The 18,767-nt window shown below is 73.4% G+C and carries 16 protein-coding genes; 11 read left to right on the top strand and 5 right to left on the bottom strand.

Going from position 1 to position 18,767, the window contains the following annotated elements:
• The 4 genes from ACWEV0_RS07170 to ACWEV0_RS07155 are packed head-to-tail and all read left to right on the top strand — an operon-like array spanning position 1 to position 2,801.
• A complete protein-coding gene (locus tag ACWEV0_RS07170) occupies positions 1 to 408 on the top strand; it encodes a roadblock/LC7 domain-containing protein (RefSeq protein ID WP_453147229.1) in 408 nt (135 codons plus the stop codon).
• Positions 405 to 761 (top strand): DUF742 domain-containing protein, encoded by a 357-nt coding sequence (locus tag ACWEV0_RS07165; protein WP_453147227.1) that lies wholly within the window; start codon positions 405 to 407, stop codon positions 759 to 761. The genes ACWEV0_RS07170 and ACWEV0_RS07165 overlap by 4 nt, the downstream gene beginning before the upstream one ends.
• Positions 742 to 1,362 (top strand): GTP-binding protein, encoded by a 621-nt coding sequence (locus tag ACWEV0_RS07160; RefSeq protein WP_453147225.1) that lies wholly within the window; start codon positions 742 to 744, stop codon positions 1,360 to 1,362. Before ACWEV0_RS07165 ends, ACWEV0_RS07160 begins: the two co-directional genes overlap by 20 nt.
• Positions 1,359 to 2,801 (top strand): cytochrome P450, encoded by a 1,443-nt coding sequence (locus ACWEV0_RS07155; RefSeq protein ID WP_453147224.1) that lies wholly within the window; start codon positions 1,359 to 1,361, stop codon positions 2,799 to 2,801. The genes ACWEV0_RS07160 and ACWEV0_RS07155 overlap by 4 nt, the downstream gene beginning before the upstream one ends.
• Here the strand turns inward: ACWEV0_RS07155 and ACWEV0_RS07150 are convergent.
• On the bottom strand, positions 2,790 to 3,887 hold the full coding sequence (locus tag ACWEV0_RS07150) for a terpene synthase family protein (RefSeq protein ID WP_453147222.1): 1,098 nt from the start codon (positions 3,885 to 3,887) through the stop codon (positions 2,790 to 2,792). The genes ACWEV0_RS07155 and ACWEV0_RS07150 overlap by 12 nt on opposite strands.
• Positions 3,888 to 4,186: 299 nt before the next feature.
• The gene (locus ACWEV0_RS07145) at positions 4,187 to 5,611 is read right to left on the bottom strand and encodes a lamin tail domain-containing protein (RefSeq protein ID WP_453147220.1); all 1,425 of its coding nucleotides are present in this window, start codon (positions 5,609 to 5,611) and stop codon (positions 4,187 to 4,189) included.
• A gap of 229 nt (positions 5,612 to 5,840) precedes the next feature.
• On the opposite strand from ACWEV0_RS07145, the gene ACWEV0_RS07140 reads away from it, so the two are divergent.
• The 3 genes from ACWEV0_RS07140 to ACWEV0_RS07130 all read left to right on the top strand — a co-directional run bounded on the left by ACWEV0_RS07140 (position 5,841) and on the right by ACWEV0_RS07130 (position 8,900).
• Entirely contained in the window at positions 5,841 to 6,254 is a 414-nt protein-coding gene (locus ACWEV0_RS07140) for a hypothetical protein (RefSeq protein WP_453147218.1), read from the top strand.
• Positions 6,255 to 6,675: 421 nt separating this feature from the next.
• Positions 6,676 to 8,043 (top strand): GMC oxidoreductase, encoded by a 1,368-nt coding sequence (locus ACWEV0_RS07135; RefSeq protein ID WP_453147216.1) that lies wholly within the window; start codon positions 6,676 to 6,678, stop codon positions 8,041 to 8,043.
• Entirely contained in the window at positions 8,040 to 8,900 is an 861-nt protein-coding gene (locus ACWEV0_RS07130) for a hypothetical protein (RefSeq protein ID WP_453147214.1), read from the top strand. The genes ACWEV0_RS07135 and ACWEV0_RS07130 overlap by 4 nt, the downstream gene beginning before the upstream one ends.
• A 61-nt stretch (positions 8,901 to 8,961) precedes the next feature.
• Here the strand turns inward: ACWEV0_RS07130 and ACWEV0_RS07125 are convergent, their stop codons facing one another.
• Together ACWEV0_RS07125 and ACWEV0_RS07120 are read right to left on the bottom strand one after the other, a co-directional pair.
• On the bottom strand, positions 8,962 to 9,843 hold the full coding sequence (locus tag ACWEV0_RS07125) for a diacylglycerol/lipid kinase family protein (RefSeq protein ID WP_453147212.1): 882 nt from the start codon (positions 9,841 to 9,843) through the stop codon (positions 8,962 to 8,964).
• Positions 9,844 to 9,953: 110 nt separating this feature from the next.
• Positions 9,954 to 11,549 carry an FAD-binding oxidoreductase gene (locus tag ACWEV0_RS07120; RefSeq protein WP_453147210.1) on the bottom strand — a complete coding sequence of 532 codons (1,596 nt, stop codon included), beginning with the start codon at positions 11,547 to 11,549 and terminating at the stop codon, positions 9,954 to 9,956.
• A gap of 124 nt (positions 11,550 to 11,673) precedes the next feature.
• On the opposite strand from ACWEV0_RS07120, the gene ACWEV0_RS07115 reads away from it, so the two are divergent.
• The 3 genes from ACWEV0_RS07115 to ACWEV0_RS07105 all read left to right on the top strand — a co-directional run bounded on the left by ACWEV0_RS07115 (position 11,674) and on the right by ACWEV0_RS07105 (position 15,055).
• Positions 11,674 to 12,273 carry a TetR/AcrR family transcriptional regulator gene (locus ACWEV0_RS07115; RefSeq protein ID WP_453147208.1) on the top strand — a complete coding sequence of 200 codons (600 nt, stop codon included), beginning with the start codon at positions 11,674 to 11,676 and terminating at the stop codon, positions 12,271 to 12,273.
• Positions 12,270 to 13,841 carry a glycerol-3-phosphate dehydrogenase/oxidase gene (locus ACWEV0_RS07110; RefSeq protein WP_453147206.1) on the top strand — a complete coding sequence of 524 codons (1,572 nt, stop codon included), beginning with the start codon at positions 12,270 to 12,272 and terminating at the stop codon, positions 13,839 to 13,841. Before ACWEV0_RS07115 ends, ACWEV0_RS07110 begins: the two co-directional genes overlap by 4 nt.
• Before the next feature lie 125 nt (positions 13,842 to 13,966).
• A complete protein-coding gene (locus ACWEV0_RS07105) occupies positions 13,967 to 15,055 on the top strand; it encodes a branched-chain amino acid aminotransferase (RefSeq protein WP_453147204.1) in 1,089 nt (362 codons plus the stop codon).
• An 81-nt stretch (positions 15,056 to 15,136) separates the two neighbouring features.
• Here ACWEV0_RS07105 and ACWEV0_RS07100 read toward each other — a convergent pair whose 3' ends face one another.
• A complete protein-coding gene (locus ACWEV0_RS07100) occupies positions 15,137 to 16,789 on the bottom strand; it encodes a sigma-70 family RNA polymerase sigma factor (protein ID WP_453147202.1) in 1,653 nt (550 codons plus the stop codon).
• Between the two features lie 326 nt (positions 16,790 to 17,115).
• Between ACWEV0_RS07100 and ACWEV0_RS07095 the strand changes: the two genes are divergently transcribed.
• Complete coding sequence (locus ACWEV0_RS07095) at positions 17,116 to 18,639, top strand: glycosyl hydrolase family 18 protein (RefSeq protein ID WP_453147200.1); 1,524 nt, start codon at positions 17,116 to 17,118, stop codon at positions 18,637 to 18,639.
• Positions 18,640 to 18,767 lie beyond the last annotated feature (128 nt).

Below are 18,767 nucleotides of genomic sequence, written 5' to 3'. Positions count from 1 at the left end.
ATGCAGCCACTGCCCAACATCGACTGGATGCTCACGGAGCTCCTGGGCGGCGTCCCGCACGTACGGCACGTCGTCGTCCTGTCGTCCGACGGCCTGTGCATCGGACAGGCGAACACGGCTCCCGACACCGCCGACGCCATCGCGGCCGCCTGCTCCGGCATCCAGAGCCTCGCCAAGGCCATCGCGCAGATGTTCCCGCACGGGGACGGCTCGACGCGGATGGTCGGGATCGAGGCCGACGGCGGGTACTTCTCCATGATGGCGGCCGGCCCCGGGGCGTACCTCGCGGTGCTCGCCGACGCCGAGGTCGACGCCGGACTGCTCGGCGACCGCATGCGGACCCTGGTCGTGCGGATCGGCCAGCACATGACCAGCCCGCCCCGTGATGACGTCCGGCAGGCGATGTGACATCGGAGAACCAGTCCCGCTGGGACGAAGGCACTCCCGTTCCGCTCTACGTCATTACCGGTGGCCCGGATTCCCTGGCCAAGGCGTTCGACCTCGTCACGCTGATCGCGTCCAGGGCCCAGCCCGACCCCGCGATGCAGCCCGAGCAGGCGGCGATCCTCTCGATGTGCGAGTACCCGCTGTCGGTGGCCGAGGTGTCCGCGCACCTCAGCCTGCCGTTCAGCGTCGTCACCGTGTTGTTGTCCCAACTCGTCGAGGACGAACGTGTCGAGGCCATTGCACCCGTGCCCGTCGCGGCGTACCCCGACCGCGGCCTACTGGAGGCGGTGATCCATGGACTACGTAAGCTCTGACGCGCCCGCGCCGGGCGCGGGCGGCACCGACCTGCTGCTGCCGCACGGCTCCAGAGGCGTCAAGGTCGTGATCGTCGGCGGCTTCGGCGTCGGCAAGACGACCATGGTCGGTTCGGTGAGCGAGATCCCGCCGCTGACCACCGAGGAACGCATGACCCAGGCGGGCGTCGGGATCGACGACAATCCCGGCGTCGCGGGCAAGAACACCACGACCGTCGCGATGGACTTCGGCCGGATCAGCATCAACCGGGAGCTGATCCTCTACCTCTTCGGCACCCCGGGACAGGAACGCTTCTGGTTCCTGTGGAACGGGATCTTCGAGGGCGCGCTCGGCGCCGTCGTCCTCGTCGACACCCGCCGGGTCGAGGTCTGTTTCGAGGTCATCACCCGCCTCGAGGACCGCCGGGTCCCGTTCGTCGTCGCCGTCAACACCTTCCCGGACGCTCCCCAGTACCCCGTACCAGAACTGCGCACCGCACTGGCCCTCAGCGAATCCGTCCCCATCGTCACCTGTGACGCACGCGACCGGGCGTCCTGCCGTGACGCCCTGCTCTCGCTGATGGTCTACCTGTGCACCCTCGCCGCTCAGGAGACCGCATGACCGTTCCACCCGAACCCACCACCCTCACCCCCGAGTCGTCCCCGCCACCGGGCTGCCCGGCGCACACGGCCGCGGGACCCGGGGGAACCACGCGGCTCTACGGCGACGCCGCGGCGACGGATCCCATGGGTCTGTACGAGAAGCTGCGCGCCGAGCACGGCCCGGTGGCGCCGGTGCTGCTCGACGGCGACGTCCGCGCCTGGCTCGTCCTCGGCTACCTCGAGAACCGTGACGTGGCGACCCGCTCCACCCAGTTCTCCCGCGACCCCCGGGTCTGGCACGGCTGGACGAGCGGGGAGATCGACCCCGCCACCTCGCCGCTCGTGCCGATGATCGGGTGGCGTCCGGACTGTGTGTGCGCGGACGGCGAGGAGCACCAGCGGCTGCGCGGGGCGGTCACGGCCGGCCTCGACCAGTTCGACCACCGCGGCGTCCGCCGGCACATCACGCGCTTCGCCCACCAGCTGATCGACGGGTTCTGCGAGGACGGCGAGGTGGAGCTGGTGGGCCAGTTCACCGAGCACCTGCCGATGCTCACCCTCACCCGTCTGCTCGGGATGTCGGACGAGTCCGGACCGGCGCTCGTGCACGCCGCCCGGGACCTGTTCAAGGCCACCGAGACGTCGCTCGCCAGCAACGCCTACGTGCTCGAGTGCCTGGAGCGGCTCGTCGTCGAGAAGCGGGTCCGCCCCGGACAGGACATCGCGTCCGCGCTGCTCGCGCATCCGGCCGGCCTCACCGACGAGGAGGTCAAGCACCACCTGCGGCTCATCCTGCTCGCCGGCTACGAGACGACCGCCAACCTCATGTCCAACGTGCTGCGCATGGTGGTCACCGACCCGCGCTTCCGCGGATCGCTCGCCGGTGGCCAGATGACGCTGCCCGAGGCGGTGGAGCAGGTCCTGTGGGACGAGCCGCCGCTGATGGTGTGTCCGGGGCGCTGGGCCAACAGCGACACCACCCTCGGCGGGCAGCGGATCAAGGCCGGGGACATGCTGCTCCTCGGCCTGGCCGCCGGGAACGTCGACGAGGCGATCCGTCCCGACGCCGCGGCGCCGGTGCACCACAACCGGGCGCATCTGTCCTTCAGCGCAGGCAACCACGAGTGCCCCGGGCAGGACATCGGCCGCATCATCGCCGACACCGGCATCGACATCCTCCTCACCCGGCTGCCCGACATCGTCCTGGCCGTCCCGGAGGAGGACCTCAGCTGGCGCTCCACCACCTGGGCCCGGCACCTGACGGCACTGCCCGTGACCTTCGCCGCCCGTCCGCCCAGGGCGCCGGACGTGCCGGCCCCGTTGCCGGCCCCGCCCGCGCAGAGCCCCGGGCCGGCGTCGGCGGCGCCGTGGCCTGAGGCCGGCCCGGTGACCGCGCGGCCACCGGCGTCCCGTACCCGGTGGTGGACGCGCCTCGGACGTCTCCTGCTACGGCGATAGGCGCGCCACGGGCGAAGGGGGTGCCGGCGAGCGTTCACCGGCATCCCGTCGGTGCTGCTCCGGGACGGAGGCGTCGGCCGGTACGTAGCGGGGTGCCCCGGTGTACCAGGCGTGGAGTCCGGACAGGAAGCCGCAGGCTCCGCGGAGCCACGCGTCCAGTTCGTCCTGCTCGTCCCGGTGCAGCCCGGATCGCCGCACGAGCAGGGGGAGTTCGCCGTGCCCGAGGCGCTCGAAGTCGCGCATGCGGGCGTTCACCAGGTGGACGGCTGCGGGCACGGCCTCGTGGAGGGGGATGCCCAGGGAGGTTCCGATGACGACGACGAGGTTATTGACGTCGTGCTCCTCGTGGACCTCCCGTTCGTAGGAGGCGATGTCGTTCGCCAGTCCCATGACGTCCATGAAGGCGTCGAGCAGGCCGCGGACGACACGGTTGTGCCGGATCTTCTCGGGTATTCGCGCGCCGGTGGAGAGTTCGACGGAATAGGGGGCGGTGTACGCGGCGAAGCTTTCCCGCCGGAACGGCGCGTACTCGATCAGATCGGGAACACGCCCACTGAGGCTGTTGGCGAGTTCCAGTACTCCGGCGTCGATGTATTTCGCCAGGGCGCTGTTGAACTCGCGCCGCCAGTGCGCCAGTCTGGGCGGGAAGAGGTTCCGCTGCAGATCCGCGATTCCCCGCTCGACGGCGTTCACGGGTTCCGGTAAACGCGCGCCGGGCTCCGGCTGCAGGAAGGAGTGGAGCCGGGCGGTGAATTCCAGCGCGGCGGGGAGGTCGCCCGTCCGCTTGAACGTGGCCGCGAAGTAGTCGTCCCAGGCCAGCGCCCAGATGTTGAAGCGGTGGTTGAGCCGGAGGTCGGCCGGTGCGGCGTCGGGAAGGGTCCAGGCGGTCAGCTGGTCCACGGTCATGGCGTGAAACTGGGCTCTGGTCCAGATCGCGCGGCCGGCCGACGGCCCTTCGTCACCGTCCAGCATGCCCATCTCACGCGCCCAGGTCTCGCTCTCCGCACGCAGACCCGGCAGATACGGATTGCCTCGTACCGGATAGGGCATCCACAGCTCCGGGAGCTCCACGGCACTCACGGTCATGACGGATCAACCTCCTTCTCCCCGACGATCGGGCCGACGATCAAGCCGGCGATCCGAGCTACAGTCCCACGACCACTGCCAGTTGCCTATGCCACTGAGGCCGGACCATTCCCCTCATGATGCCGGTCAAACCCGCCAACCTGGCCGATTCGCGCTCCGTGGGAACGCGGGTGTGCGCGTGAGGTCAGTGGGTCCCGCCTGGTGAAACGGGCGCGGAATCACGCCGCCCCACCACCCGGTGGGACGGTGGTGGGGCGGGCGGATCGCACCGGGTGGTGCGGGTGGCACGGGTCCGGGGCTCAGCAGCTGACGGTGCCCCTGCGCAGAGCGTGGCCGTTGGTGTTGCTGTCGTCGGACCAGTACACGGGCTTGCTGCCGCCGACGCACTCGTCGGCGCCGGCGAGCGCGAAGCCCTCGTTGTTGATGTTCGGCATGCCGCTCGGGCGGTCGTAGCCGGCGGTGAGGGTGAAGGTGCCGTCGGTGCCGATCTTCATGGTGCGGTGCAGGCCGGAGCAGGTGTCGTCACAGACCACCCACAGCCGCGCGGCCTGCGGCTCCCACTGGAGCTCCATCACGCCGGACATGCCGCTGGCGACGGTGGCGATCCTGGTGGCGGCGCCACTGTCCTGGAGCACGTAGGCGTAGACCGTGGCGGTGCCCTCGACACCGAGGAGGAAGACGCCACCGGTGTGGGCGCCGTACCGGTTCGGGTCGTAGGCCGCGCCGGTCGACTCGTCCGTGAAGCCGGCGGCGGTGAGCGTGGTGTCCGGGATCCAGGTGATGGCCTCGAAGCCGAGGTTGGAGCCCACGGCCGGCAGGCCGGCGGTCAGGTTCCATTCCTTCGTGGCGGTCAGGCCACTGACGGTGCCGGTGGTGACGTCGTAGCGCAGGACGGACAGCCGGCTGGTGCCGGAGGCGTCGCCGTTGCGCTCGGTCGCGACGTACGCGCCACCGGCGGCGCCCGCGTCGGTCAGGGTGACGGCCTCGCTGTCGGGGCTGCCGGTGCCGTCGGGGTAGCGCAGGGTCTTGCCGGAGGTCCAGCCGTTCGTGGTGTCGGGCTGCCAGCCGCCGGAGCCGTCACGGACCAGCCGCCACAGCTTGCCGGAGTTCTGCGCGCCCCACAGCACGGGGCCTTCCTGGAACAGGCCGCTGAGGTCCTGGCCGAAGACGTTCGTGCCGTCGGCGGTCGTCACGGTGCCGGCGCCGGGCCAGGGCACCGGGCCCGTGCCGCCGCCGGAGCCGCAGGCGTTCGGCGCGCCGAGCGTCAGGGCCGCCTTGCCGAAGGCGCCGGTGCCGTCGGGACACCGCGACCAGGACGGGTTGGAGTGGCTGGTCCAGCCGAAGCTGTCGACCAGGGTGCTGCCGTCGGGCAGGTAGAGCCGGGCCTTGTCGCTGGAGCCGAGGCCGAACGAACCGGCCACGTCGAAGGCGCGGGCCGCGCCCGGGGCGAGCGATGTCCCGGACGGCACCGTGTACCTCGAGCCGTTGTTGTCGTCCTTGAGGATCCAGCCCGAGAGGTCGACCGTGGCGGTGCCCTTGTTGAACAGCTCGACGGAGTCGTCGACGCCGCCGGTCGTCACCACCTCGTTGATGCGGATGTCGTCGGCCGGCGCCGCGTGGGCGGCGGGCGCGAGCAGCGTCGCGGCGGCGGCCAGGGCCGCCCCGACGACGACGGGGCGGCGAGGGAGGCGACGCCGCCTTCGGGGAGCGCGAACTTCGGGCACGGTGTCCGTCCTGGGAGGGGTGGGGGTGTGGTGACCGGGCGAGACGAGGGTCGCGGCCGACGCCGAACACCGGCCGGCTTCCGACGGGTTGCCGTGTGAACGGGTGTCGAACGGCAGGTCGACCGGCACCAGCCGTGCGAGGGCTTGACCGGCCCGACCGGTGTCGTGATCAAGCCGTTCCCGTGGGTGCGTCGCATGGGGCCGGAGGTGGCGGGGCACCGATGCCCGCGTGCCCATCACAGACGAGACACATCGCTTCAGCGCCGTGTCGGCGCGGCTGACCGGTTTCGACGACGCGGACCTGGAGGCCACCGGACTGACCGAGGTCTACCGGGCGTTCGCCGCGCAGCGCCTCGGTGCGGAGCGGTACGCGCGACTCCTCGACGAGCTGCGGGAACCGTACGAGGTCCTGGACGACCGCGTCGACGGCGAGCTGCGGGAGGCGGCCCGAGCCGTGACGTACCTCTGGTACACGGGCAGCTGGCCGGGCCCGCCGCCCGTCCTGGTGTCCCCGCGCGCCCAGGCGGAGGGTCTGGTGTGGAGGGCGGCCGGCCTGAAGGCTCCCGCCAGCGAGCCGGAGGGGTACGGGAGTTGGGCGCGGGCCGGCGGACCGGCGGACCCGGGCGGCGGGAGCCGTCGGTGACGCGGTACGACGTGATCGTCGTCGGCGCCGGTGTCGCGGGCTCGCTCGTGGCGCACCACCTCGGCGGTCGCGGGCGGCGGGTCCTGGTCCTGGAGGCGGGCGCCGCGGACGAGGGCGAACCGACGCCCGGTCTCCCGTACCGGGCCCATCCGGCGGCCCCGTGGCCCGAGGTCACGGATGTCGTCGGCACCGACGGGACCCCCGGCTTCCTGGCGGGCGGCCATCTCCTCCAGGACGGCCCGCTGCCGTACGCGAGCGGCTACGTCCGCGTGAACGGCGGCACCGGCAACGTCTGGACCGGTCTCGCGCCGCGCATGCTGCCGGAGGACTTCGACACCGAGTCCTTCGGGTACGGGCGGCGGTGGCCGCTCACCTATGACGACTGGAGCCCCACTACCGCGCCGCGGAGCGGGAGTTGGGGGTGGCCGCCGACGCCGACGAGCAGCGCGAGCACGTCGGCCTGCCCTTCCCCGACGACTACGTCTTCCCCATGCGGCCGCTGCCGGCCGCCCGTCTTGACCGCCTCCTCGCGGCCCGGCTCGACGGGCGGCGCGTCAAGGACCCCGTCGCCCCGGGCGAGGTCGAGCTGCGGGTGGTCGGCACTCCGCACGCGCGCAACGGCGTTCCGGACCCGCGCTACGACGGCGGCCGCGGCTACGTTCCGCGCGGGCGGCACGGGCGGCCGGACCCGGACAGCCGGTGCGTGGGCAGCGCGACCTGCATCCCGCACTGCCCCTCGTACGCGAAGTACACCCCGCTCAAGACCCAGGGGCGGTGGAGCACCTCGGTCACGCTCCGGGACCGGTCCGTGGTGAGCCGGGTCCTCGTCGACGGGCGCGGCCGGGCGACGGGCGTGGAGTACCGCTCGTACGACGGGGAGGTGTCCGTCGCACGCGCCGATGTCGTGGTACTCGCCGCGCACGCCGTCGAGAACGCCCGGCTGCTGCTGCTCTCCGGGCTGGCCGGCCGCAGCGGCCAGGTGGGCCGCAACCTGATGGACCATCCGGTCCTGCTGACCTGGGGACTGCTGCCGGAGGACACCGGGCCCTACCGGGGCCCCGGCTCCGTCTCCGGCTTCGAGGGCTTCCGGGCCGGACCGGGGCGGCGGCTGCGGGCACCGTTCCGGATCGAGTTCGGGACGTGGGGCTGGATCTGGGCGAAGGGGCCCGTCGACACGGACGTGGATCACTTCCTCAGCGAACGCGGCCTGTTCGGAAGGGAGTTGCGGCACGCCGTCGGGGACCGGATCCGCCGCCAGTTCGCCTTGCAGTTCGAGATGGAGCAGGGCGCCGACCCCGCGAACCGGGTCACCCTCCACCCGACCGAGCGCGACGCCCTCGGCCTGCCGCGCCCGCTCGTCACGTACGACCTGGACGAGCACGTGAAGGAGGGCATGGCGGCGGCCAGGGCGGTGTCGGAGCAGATCTTCGCCCTGCTCGACGCCGAGGACCACACGGACTACGTGCCGGTGGCGGCCTGGCCGGGCCGGTTCGAGCACCGTGGTCGTACGTACGGCTATCGCGGGGCGGGCCACGCCGCCGGCACCCACCTCATGGGCGGCTCCCCCGTCACGTCGGTGGTGGACGCCTGGCAGAGGTGCTGGGACCACCCCGGTCTGTACGCGGTCGGCTGCGGCAGCATGCCCTCGGTCGCCACCGCCAATCCGACCCTGACCATGGCCGCGCTCGCCCTGCGCAGCGCCGAACGCATAGAGGCCGACCTCGCGGCCCGTGACCGCCCCGTCTCCGTCGACTCGCCCACTCCGTCCCACCCGGGAGCCTCCGCATGACCCCACTGCCCCTGCCGCCCGTAGCCGAGCCTTTCCAACTGCCCTTCCATTACGGGGCGTTGCATCAGATCGGCATCGACTGGCTCGTCGCCCCGGGCCCGGTCCGCGAGCTGCTCGCCAAGCACCACCCGGATCTGACGGCGGCCGTGTTCGACGACGGGCGGGCGCTGGTCTCGCTCAACTATCAGCTGTACTTCGCGCAGTACGCGTTCGGCGGCGGCATCACGCAGGAGATCGAGTTCAACGTCGTCGCCTTCCCGACCGCGGAGGAGGAGCGGCTGCCACGCCTGACCTACGCCCAGTACGCGCAGGGCTGGGACCAGACGAAGCTGCTCGGCATCGCCCGGATCCATGTCGTGTGCGACAACCCGTTCGCGATCCTGGCCGGGCGCGAGCTGTACGCGGAACCGAAGTACCCGGGCTGGTTCGAGGTCGGCCTGCCGTCCCTCAACGGACCGGCGGGCGACACCTGGACCGTGCGGTGCAGGGCCGCGGCGATCGGCCCGGACGACACCCTCGAGCAGGGCGACACCCCGCTGCTCGACCTCATGGCGAGGCTCGACGGCCTCGCCGCCGTGGCGGCCAACTCCGCGCCGGTCACCGGGTACGGAACCGACCGCGAGGGCCGCCTGCTCGCCGGACCCATGAACGTCTACCAGCCCTACCGCTGGTACGACCTGTCCGCCCCCGGGCACGCCGGCCGTACCCGCCTGTCGGTGCACGCCCCGGACGACGACCTCGGCCGCGACGTCGGCGCCTTGCTCGGTGACGACGTGCCGGCCGCCGGCGCCTGGACGTACCAGTCGCCACCGGTGGCCGCGCACAACCGCCCGTACTACCTGCCGAGGCGCCCCTGAAGAAGGCCTCCCCGCCCGATGACACGAAGGGGAGCTCGTGGACCTGTGACCGTGCCGGCGGTCAGGCCAGCACGTTGAGCGCGGCGGGCCGCACCCGCAGGGTCACCGGGAGCGTCGCGTCGACCTCGCCGTCGGCGCCGTACGGGAGGGGACGGTCGGCCTCGATGCGGATCTCCCTGCCGCGCAGGATCTCGACCTGGGGGCGGTGGACGTGGGCGCCGGTCTTGAGCTCGTTCATCATGGCGAAGAAGAGGTGCTTGGGCGCCTCGTTGATCACGACGACGTCGAGCAGGCCGTCGTCGACACGGGCGCCGGGGGCGATCTTGCGGCCGAAGCCGTAGAAGCCGGAGTTGGCGGCGATCACGGTGTAGCCCGTGCGCTCGTGGCGGGCGCCGTCGACGGTGACGCGGTACGCGGCGGGCCGCCAGCCGAGGACGGCGCGCAGCCCGCCGGCGTAGTACGAGGCGGCGCCGCGCAGCAGCCGGGAGTCGTTGGCGTGGCGGTTGGCGACCGCGTCGACGCCCGCGTAGACGCTGCCGAGGACGCATGTCCGCGGGTGCGCCGCGGACTCGACCTCGATGGTGTCGACGGCCCGCGGTTCGCCGTGGAGCAGGACCTCGGCGAGCCCCGGGGCGTCGGTGGGCAGTCCGAGGGCGCGGGCGAAGTCGTTGCCGCGGCCGGCCGGGACCAGGCCGAAGACGGTGTCCGTGCCGCTGAGCGAGCCGCCGATGCGGCCGGCCATGCCGTCGCCGCCGACGGCGAGGACGACATGGCCGCGCGCGCCGGCCTCATGGGCGAGCTCCTGGGCGTGCTCCAGGCTGCGGCTGTAGACGGTGTCGAGCCGTGCGCCCGCCTCCCGCAGCAGCCGGGCCAGCGGGAGCAGGCCCGCCGTGCCGCTGGAACCCCCTGCGGTGGGGTTGACGACGGCGGTGAACTGTCGCATGGAGCATGCCTCCGGACGGCGGGAGAGGGACGGCAGGAGCGGGAATCAGGCGGGCGGGCGGCCGGCGGTCGGCCGCAGGCGGTTCGGGTTCCGCCGGGTCGGCCGGCGGTTCAGCGGACGGGGATGAGGACTCCGGGGCTGAGCACGCCGGACGGGTCGACCTCGGCCTTCACCGCCTGGAGCATACGGATGCCGAGCGGCCCGATCTCCCGGGCGTACCAGTCGCGGTGGTCGGTGCCGACGCCGTGGTGGTGGCTGATGGTGCCGCCGGCGGCCAGGATCGCGTCGTTGGCGGCCTGCTTGACCGGGGCCCAGTGCGCGACGGCGTCCTCGCCCTGGGCGGAGACGACGGTGAAGTAGAGCGAGGCGCCGTTCTCGTAGGTGTGCGAGATGTGGCACATGACGAGCGGCGGGGTGCCGGCCGCGGTGAGCGTGCCGGTCAGCGCGTCGCGCACGGCCGTGTAGAGGCCGGGGATCGCGGACCAGAAGGCGGCCGTCTCCAGCGTCTCGGCGAAGGCGCCGGCGTCGAGGAGTGCGTCGCGCAGGTAGGGCGCGTTGTAGCGGCCGTGCTCCCACTTGTCGCCGGGCTCCTCGCCGAGGCACTCGCCGCCGGAGGCGAGCAGCACCTCGCGGGCGGCGGCGCGGCGGGCCGCGGTCTCGGCCTCGGTGCCCTCGTAGCCGACGATCGCCATGCAGCCCGGGTTCTGCGGGAGTTCGGTGCTGCCGATGGCGTCCGGCTGGGCCAGGCCGATGAAGGTCTCCGACTCGTCGGACAGGCGCAGCACGGTGGGCCGGGGGCCGTCCTGGGCGAGGCGGCGCAGGGCGGCGGTGCCGGCGGCGAAGTCGTCGAAGCGCCAGCCCTCGTAGATCCGCCTGGCCGGAAGGGGGCGGATGCGCACGGTCACGGCGGTGATCACGCCGAGGGCGCCCTCGGAGCCGAGGATCAGCTGGCGCAGGTCGGGGCCGGCCGCGGAGCGCGGGGCGCGCCCGGTCTCCAGGGTGCCTTCGGGGGTGGCGACGGTGAGGGCGAGGACCATCTCGTCGAAGCGTCCGTAGCCGGCGGACGCCTGGCCGCTGGAGCGGGCCGCGGCGAAGCCGCCGACGGACGCCCACTCGAAGGACTGCGGGAAGTGGCCGAGGGTCCAGCCCCGCTCGTTGAGCAGCGCCTCGCACTGCGGGCCGCGCAGTCCGGGCTGCAGGGTGGCGGTGCGGGACTCCTCGTCGACGGCGAGGAGCTGGTCGAGGCGGCGCAGGTCGAGCGCGACGAAGGGCCGCTCGGTGGTGGGCGCGAGGCCGCCGACGACGGAGGTGCCGCCGCCGAACGGGACGGCGGCGAGGCCGTGGTCGGCGCAGGCGCGCAGCACGGCCAGGACCTCGTCGTGGCTGCCGGGGAGCACGACGGCGGCGGGGGTGTCGGTGACCTCGCCGGCGCGGATGCGCAGCAGGTCGGGGGTGGACTTGCCGCGGGTGTGCCGGATGCGGCTCTCGGCGTCCTCGCGCAGGGCGTCCGGCGCGGCGAGGGCCGCCGACAGGGCGGTGCGGGCCGCGTCGGTGAGGGCCGGGGCGGGCGGTTCGATGTCGGCGAGGCCGGCCGGGCCGTTCTCGCGCGGGGTGACGCCGAGCAGGTCCCGCAGCAGGCCGGTCACCGCGTCGGGCAGCGGGGCCGCCTTGGCCGGGTCGCCCCAGCCGCTCCACAACATGTCCACTTCGAAGTTCCTTCACGGTGCTGTGCACGGTCGGTGCTGTTCAGGGTCTGGTTCGGGGCTGTCTCAGGGTCTGGTTCCGGATCGGCGCTGCCGTTCGGCCCGTCCTGCCATTACACTGTGACAGATGACGCCCATTCGTCACAACGCCTCGGACGCAGATTCCGTACTCGACGCCGCCCGCGACTGCGTGCTCGCCGTCGGTGTACGCCGCACCACGCTCACCGACGTCGCCCGGCGCGCGGGCGTGTCCCGGATGACGATCTACCGCCGCTGGCCCGACGTGAACAGCCTGGTCGGCGACCTGATGACCCGGGAGTGGATCGCGGTGGCGGCCGGTGCCATGCCGCCGGCCGACGACCCGCGGCCGGTACGCGCCCGGCTCGTCGCCGGACTGGTCGCGGGAGCCGCCGCGTTCCGCGCCCATCCGCTGTTCCACAAGATCCTCGACGTCGACCCCGAGCTGCTGCTTCCGTACGTCCTCGACCGGCGGGGAGCCAGCCAGGAGGCCCTCCTGGAGCTCATCGCCGCGGCGCTCGACCAGGGCCACGAGGACGGCTCCGTCCGGCGCGGCCGCACGGAGCTGCAGGCCCGGTCGCTGCTGCTCGTCGTCCAGTCCTTCACGCTCTCGCTGCGCACCATGACCGACGAGACCGATCCCGAACTGAGCGAAGCCGCCTTCCTGGACGAGCTGCGCACCCTGCTGGAGAGGACCCTCACCCCATGAACCCCACGAGCAGCCCCGCCCCCTCCCCCGCCCGTCCCGGCTCCTCACTGAACGCCGGGCGGCGCCGCCGCGAGCTGGACCGGCTGGCGGACGGTGCGCGAGTCGACGTGCTGGTCGTCGGCCTCGGCGCCACCGGAGCCGGAGCCGCCCTCGACGCGGCGGCCCGCGGGCTCTCCGTGGCCGCGATCGACGCCCACGACCTCGCCTTCGGCACCTCCCGCTGGAGCTCCAAGCTGGTCCACGGCGGACTGCGCTACCTCGCCACCGGGCAGCTCGACGTCGCCCACGAGAGCGCGGTCGAGCGCGGCATCCTCATGGAGCGCACGGCCCCCCATCTGGTCCGCGCCCAGCCCTTCGTGCTGCCGCTGACCCCGCTGGTCAGCCGCGCCCAGGCCGCTCTCGCCCGGGCCGGTTTCCTCGCGGGCGACATGCTGCGGGTCGCCGCCCGCACCTCGCGCCGCACGCTGCCGCAGCCGCGTACGCTCTCCGCCGTCGAGACCCGGCACCTCGCCCCGGCCCTGCGTCCCACCGGACTGCGCGGCGGACTGCTCTCCTGGGACGGCCGGCTCGCCGACGACGCGCGTCTGGTGACCGCGATCGCCCGCACCGCGGCCGCCCACGGCGCGCACGTCCTCACCCGCACCCGCGCCCTGGAACTCCACCGCGACGGTGCGCTGGTCCGGGACGAGACCACCGGCCAGGAACTGACCCTCCGCGCCCGCACCGTCATCAACGCGGCCGGGGTGTGGGCGGGCGGCCTCGTCGACGACATCCGGCTGCGCCCCTCCCGCGGCACCCATCTCGTGCTGCGCTCCGAGGACCTCGGCCGCCTCTCCGCCGGGCTGCACATCCCGATCCCCGGCGAGAGCAACCGCTTCGTGCTGGTCCTGCCCCAGGGCGACGGACGGGTGTACGTGGGCCTCACCGACGAGCCGGTCGACGGCGACATCCCGGACGTGCCGGAGGTACCGGAGACCGACATCGGTTTCCTCCTCGACGTGCTCGGCTCCGCGCTCGACGTCACCGTCCGGCGCGCCGACGTGGTCGGGGCGTTCGCCGGTCTGCGCCCGCTGCTCGACACGAGCGGCCAGGGCGGCCGCACCGCCGACATCTCGCGCAAGCACGCCGTGCTCACCTCGCCCGACGGCGTCGTCACGGTCGTCGGCGGCAAGCTGACCACGTACCGGCGCATGGCGCAGGACGCCGTCGACGCCGCCGTGGCCGCGAGCGGGCTCTCCGCCGGCCCGTGCCGCACCGCGTCGCTGCCGCTGGTCGGAGCCGCCCGGCCCGAGACGCTCGCCCGGCTCGAAGCCCCGGCGCGGCTGGTGCACCGTTACGGCTCCGAGGCGCCGGCCGTGCACGCCCTCGGCCTCGCCGACCCCGCGCTCGCCGAGCCGGTCGCGCCCGGACACCCGGTGACCGGCGCCGAGTTGGTGTGGGCCGTCCGCCACGAGGGCGCGCTCGACACCGGCGACCTCCTCGACCGCCGCACCCGCGTCGGACTCGTGCCCGAGGACCGGGCGAAGGCGGAGGAGGCGGCCCGCGACGCCCTCGCCCGCACCGACTGACGGGAGTCGGCTCCCGTGTCCCCGCGGGCGGCATTGAGGCAGGATTCCTCCGGTGCGTCACGGACCGCGGCCGGCGGCCCGGGGCGCCGCCGGCCGACCCGTTCGTGAACAAGGAGAGTTCGACGTTGAATCCCGCATACCCGCTGGTGCGCACCGACCGTCCGGTCCCCGACGCCGAGCGCGAGGCCGTGCTGGCCGCGCCCGGCTTCGGCCGGCACTTCACCGACCACATGGCCTCGGCCGTCTGGACGCCGGAGGCGGGGTGGCACGAGCGCGGGGTCGGCGCGCTGAAGCCGTTCTCGCTGCATCCGAGCGCGGCCGTGCTGCACTACGCGCAGGAGATATTCGAGGGCCTGAAGGCGTACCGGCACGCCGACGGCAGCGTCTGGCTGTTCCGGCCCGAGCTCAACGCGCGCCGCTTCGCGCGGTCCGCGGAGCGCATGGGGCTGCCCGAGCTGCCCGCCGAGGACTTCCTGGCGAGCATCGAGGCGCTGGTGCGCGCGGACGAGGCGTGGGTGCCGGGGTCGGCGGGCGAGGAGAGCCTCTACCTCCGCCCGTTCATGTTCGCCGCGGAGGCGTTCCTCGGCGTCCGGCCGGCCGAGCGCGTCGTCTACTCGGTCATCGCCTGCCCGGCTCAGGCGTACTTCGCCTCGGGCGCGGCCGGCATCACCCTCTGGGTCAGCACCACCTACACGCGCGCGGCCAAGGGCGGCACGGGCGCCGCGAAGTGCGGCGGCAACTACGCGTCGAGCCTCGCCGCCCAGACCGAGGCCCAGGAGCACGGCTGCGACCAGGTGCTCTACCTGGACAGCACGGGCGACGACGGCTGCATCGAGGAGTCCGGGACCATGAACCTGTTCCTGGTCACCTCGCAGGGCGAGCTGATCACACCGGCGCTCGGCACCATCCTGGAGGGCGTGACCCGCGACTCCGTCCTGGCGCTCGCCCACGAGTTCGGCCTGACGCCGGTCGAACGGCCCGTCAACTTCAAGGAGTTGAGTGCCGGCATCACCGACGGCACCGTGACGGAGATGTTCGCCGCGGGCACCGCCGCCGTGATCACCCCGATCACCGGGATCAACGGCGAGGGCTTCGCGCTCACGATCGGCGACGGCAAGCCGGGCGAGCGGACGTCGGCGCTGCGCGAGCGGGTGCTCGGCATCCAGTACGGCAGGAGCGAGGACACCTACGGCTGGCTGCACCGGGTGTCGTGAGGACGTGGTGACGGCGGCCGGTGCCCGGCCCCATGGGGGACGGCCGGACACGGGCCGCCGCGCACACCCGCAGGTCCGGCGTCACTGCGCGCCGAAGACCTGGGTCCAGTAGGGGCCGCCGGCCGAGTGGAGGCCGATGCCGATCTCGCGGAACGAGCAGTTCAGGATGTTGGCGCGGTGGCCGGGGCTGTTCATCCAGGAATCCATCACCTCGGCCGGGGTGCGCTGGCCCATGGCGATGTTCTCGCCGTACGTCGACCAGCGGTAGCCGGTCGCGGTGACGCGTTCGCCGGGGCCGTCGCCGTCCGGGTTGGTGTGGTCGAAGAAGTCGCGCGCGGCCATGTCGTCGGAGTGGCCCTGCGCGGCCCGGGTCAGCAGGGCGTTCTCGGTGACCGGCCCGCAACCCGCTTTCGCCCGCTCGGCGTTGACCAGGTCGATCACCTGGCCCGACTCGGTCGGGGAGGTGGGGGCCGGGGTGGTGGGCGCCGCGGTGGTGGGGCGCGGGGGCCGCGGCCGGGGCGGGGCGGGCTTGGGCGCCGTCCGGGTCGGGGAGGGCTTGGGCCGGTGGCTCGTCGTCGGACTGGGCGTCGCGCTCGGGGTCGTGCTCCTGGTCGGTTCGACGGAGGGGGTGGGGCTCGCCGGGAGCGTGGCGGTGTCCGGGGTGGACGCCTGGGTCACCTCGTCGGGGTCCGCGGCGCCGTCGCCGGAGCCGCTGAACAGGTGGAAGGCGCCGCCGGTGACGGCCACCACGGCGAGGCCCGCGGCGGCGACGGCGCGCCGGCGGCCGCGGCGGCGCTGCTCCGCCTTGCGGCGGGCGCCGCGCGGTCCCGGTCCGGCGGCGTGCCGGGCCCCACCGGTGCGGGGCGCGGGCACGGACGCGGAGGCTGAGGCGGACGCCGGGGTGGAGGCGGCGGCGAGGCCGAGGCCGGCGCTGTCGCGGACGCCGGCGAGCAGCAGGGCCGCCGGGGGCACGAGCAGCAGTCCGGCGAGCAGCCCCTCGGCGGGGACGAGGCCGTGCCAGAGTCCGGCGCAGTGCGGGCAGGTGCGGGCGTGGCGGGCTATGCGCTTGCGCCACAGCGCCGAGGGGTGGCCGTCCCAGGCGCCGAGCCCGGAGCGCAGGGTGGGGCACAGGGGGTCGGCGGACAGGGCGCGCACCACGATCCGGGCGGTCTCCAGGCGCTCCTTCATCCGCTGCACGCGGACGGCGGTGTGCTCCGGGGTCAGTTCCAGGGCGGCGGCGACCTCGTGGCGGCCGAGTTCACCGGCGCATTCCAGCCACCACAGGGACAGCAGGGCGCTGTCCTCGGGTTCCATCCAGCGGGTGGCCTCGGCGGTCTCGCGGCGCTGGCCGGACAGCTGAAGCCGGGCCACGGTGAGTTCGACGAAGTCGGCGCCCGGCTGGGCGAGGTGGCGGGCGTCGTCGAGGGCGCCGGTGGGGTGGCCGGTGCCGCTGCGCTGCCAGTGGGCGCGGAGCGTGTTCATGGCGATGGCGACGAGCCAGGAGCGGAAGCTGTCCGGGGCGCGCAGGGTGCCGAGCCCGTCGAGGGCGCGCAGCATGGTCTCCTGCACGACGTCGTCGACGTCGTGGTGTCCGTTCATCGCCCGGCCCACGATGTTGTAGACGAGCGGCAGATGGGCGGCGACGAGCCGGTCCCGCGCCGCCGGGTCGCCGTTCTGCGCGGCCCTCACCAGCTCCGTACCGACCATGGTCACCGTCCCCGTCGCCGCCGTCATGCCCTGCTTCATCCTGTTCGTCCCGCCTGTTGCCGATGCCCTACGACTGGGAGATCGCCGGGCGGTCACCGGATAACAGAAATCGCCGAAGAACTTTCCGAGCCTGCGTCCCGACCCGGCCGGCACCCCCCGACGACGGGTCAAGAACGGTAAAAATCCCGGGAATTGGTCTATGCCAATCATCGTCGCCATGGGCAGGGGAAACGGCGGCGGCGGGCGGCAGGCGGTCTACCTCTCGCTTGGTCCAGACCATTGACCCGCCGCGCGGCGCGCCGTTATCTCCTTACCGACCCCACCACCCGACCCCTCACACCCCTGGGACTGACATGAGACGCACGCGCTCCCTGCGCGCGGTCATCGCGGCCGTCACCACCGCCGTCGCCGCGGCCGGCCTGACCGCGCTGGGCGGCGGCACCGCCCAGGCGGCGACCCCGCTGCCGTCACGGGTGTTCGCCCCGTACTTCGAGGCGTGGACCGGCGAGAGCCCCGCCGCCCTCGCCGCCGCCTCCGGCACCAAGCACCTCACGATGGCGTTCCTGCAGACCGCCACGAAGGGTTCGTGCACGCCGTACTGGAACGGCGACACCGGCATGCCGGTCTCCTCCGCGGTCTTCGGCAACGACATCAAGACGATGCAGGGCCGCGGCGGCGACGTGATCCCGTCGTTCGGCGGCTACACCGCGGACACCACGGGCACCGAGATCGCGGACAGCTGCACGGACGTGAACCAGATCGCCGACGCCTACGAGAAGGTGCTCACGACCTACGACGTGAGCCGGCTCGACATGGACATCGAGGTCGACTCGCTGGACAACAGCGCCGGCATCGACCGCCGCAACAAGGCCGTCAAGATCCTCCAGGACCGGGCGGCCGCCGCCGGGCGCAAGCTGGAGATCTCGTACACCCTGCCGACCACGACCACGGGCCTCGCCGCGAGCGGGCTCAACGTCGTGAAGAACGCCGTGAGCAACGGCGCGCGGGTCGACGTCGTGAACCTCATGACGTTCGACTACTACGACAACGCCGCGCACGACATGGCCAAGGACACCCAGACCGCGGCCACGGGGCTCTACAACCAGCTCGCCAAGCTGTACCCGGCCAAGACCTCCGCCCAGCTGTGGGGCATGGTCGGCGTCACCGAGATGATCGGCGTCGACGACTTCGGCCCGGCCGAGACCTTCACCCTGGCCAACGCGCGCACGGTGTACGACTGGGCCGTCTCCAAGGGCATCAACACCCTGTCCTTCTGGGCGCTGCAGCGCGACAACGGCGGCTGCGCGGGCGGCGCGGCCGCCGACAACTGCTCCGGCATCGCGCAGAACACCTGGGACTTCAGCCATGTCTTCGCCCCCTTCACGAGCGGCACGACCGCACCGGCCGACGACTTCTCGCTGACCGCCGGCCCCGCCTCGGGCACCGTGACGGCGGGCGGCACGGCCACCACCACCATCGGTACGGCGGTCACCTCGGGCGCGGCCCAGTCGGTGAGCCTCTCGGTGAGCGGCCTGCCCGCGGGCGTCACCGCCTCCTTCAGCCCGGCCTCGGTCACGGCGGGCGGCTCCTCGACGCTCTCGCTCGCCACCACCACGGCGGCGGTCTCCGGGACGTACCAGATCACGGTCACCGGCTCCGGCCCCTCGGCCGCGCACACCGCCACGTACACGCTGACGGTCACCGGCGGCAGCGGCCACCAGTGCACCGCCGCCCCGTGGTCCAGGACCACGGTCTACACGGGCGGCCAGCAGGTCTCCCACAACGGCCACACCTGGAAGGCCAAGTGGTGGACGCTGGGCGAGGAGCCCGGCACGACCGGCGAGTGGGGTGTCTGGCAGGACCTCGGCGCCTGCTGAACCGACTGCCGCAAGCACACGGAGCACCGGGGCCGGTGCCGGGGGGATGCCCCGGCACCGGCCCCGCCGCATGCCCCCCGTCCGCCTCGTTGACAGCGCCGCTCCGGGCTCCCGATACTGACTGATGG

It is taken from the genome of Streptomyces sp. NPDC003943 (assembly GCF_053605265.1).
This window is presented reverse-complemented; position numbering and strand designations above follow the sequence as displayed.

Excerpts from the sequence above, each read along its gene's own strand:
- ACWEV0_RS07115 (WP_453147208.1), top strand. The coding sequence starts at position 11,674 with ATGACGCCCATTCGTCACAACGCCTCGGACGCAGATTCCGTACTCGAC.
- ACWEV0_RS07095 (WP_453147200.1), top strand. The coding sequence starts at position 17,116 with ATGAGACGCACGCGCTCCCTGCGCGCGGTCATCGCGGCCGTCACCACC.
- ACWEV0_RS07170 (WP_453147229.1), top strand. The coding sequence starts at position 1 with ATGCAGCCACTGCCCAACATCGACTGGATGCTCACGGAGCTCCTGGGC.
- ACWEV0_RS07110 (WP_453147206.1), top strand. The coding sequence starts at position 12,270 with ATGAACCCCACGAGCAGCCCCGCCCCCTCCCCCGCCCGTCCCGGCTCC.
- ACWEV0_RS07125 (WP_453147212.1), bottom strand. The coding sequence starts at position 9,843 with ATGCGACAGTTCACCGCCGTCGTCAACCCCACCGCAGGGGGTTCCAGC.
- ACWEV0_RS07100 (WP_453147202.1), bottom strand. The coding sequence starts at position 16,789 with ATGACGGCGGCGACGGGGACGGTGACCATGGTCGGTACGGAGCTGGTG.
- ACWEV0_RS07150 (WP_453147222.1), bottom strand. The coding sequence starts at position 3,887 with ATGACCGTGAGTGCCGTGGAGCTCCCGGAGCTGTGGATGCCCTATCCG.
- ACWEV0_RS07130 (WP_453147214.1), top strand. The coding sequence starts at position 8,040 with ATGACCCCACTGCCCCTGCCGCCCGTAGCCGAGCCTTTCCAACTGCCC.
- ACWEV0_RS07160 (WP_453147225.1), top strand. The coding sequence starts at position 742 with ATGGACTACGTAAGCTCTGACGCGCCCGCGCCGGGCGCGGGCGGCACC.
- ACWEV0_RS07155 (WP_453147224.1), top strand. The coding sequence starts at position 1,359 with ATGACCGTTCCACCCGAACCCACCACCCTCACCCCCGAGTCGTCCCCG.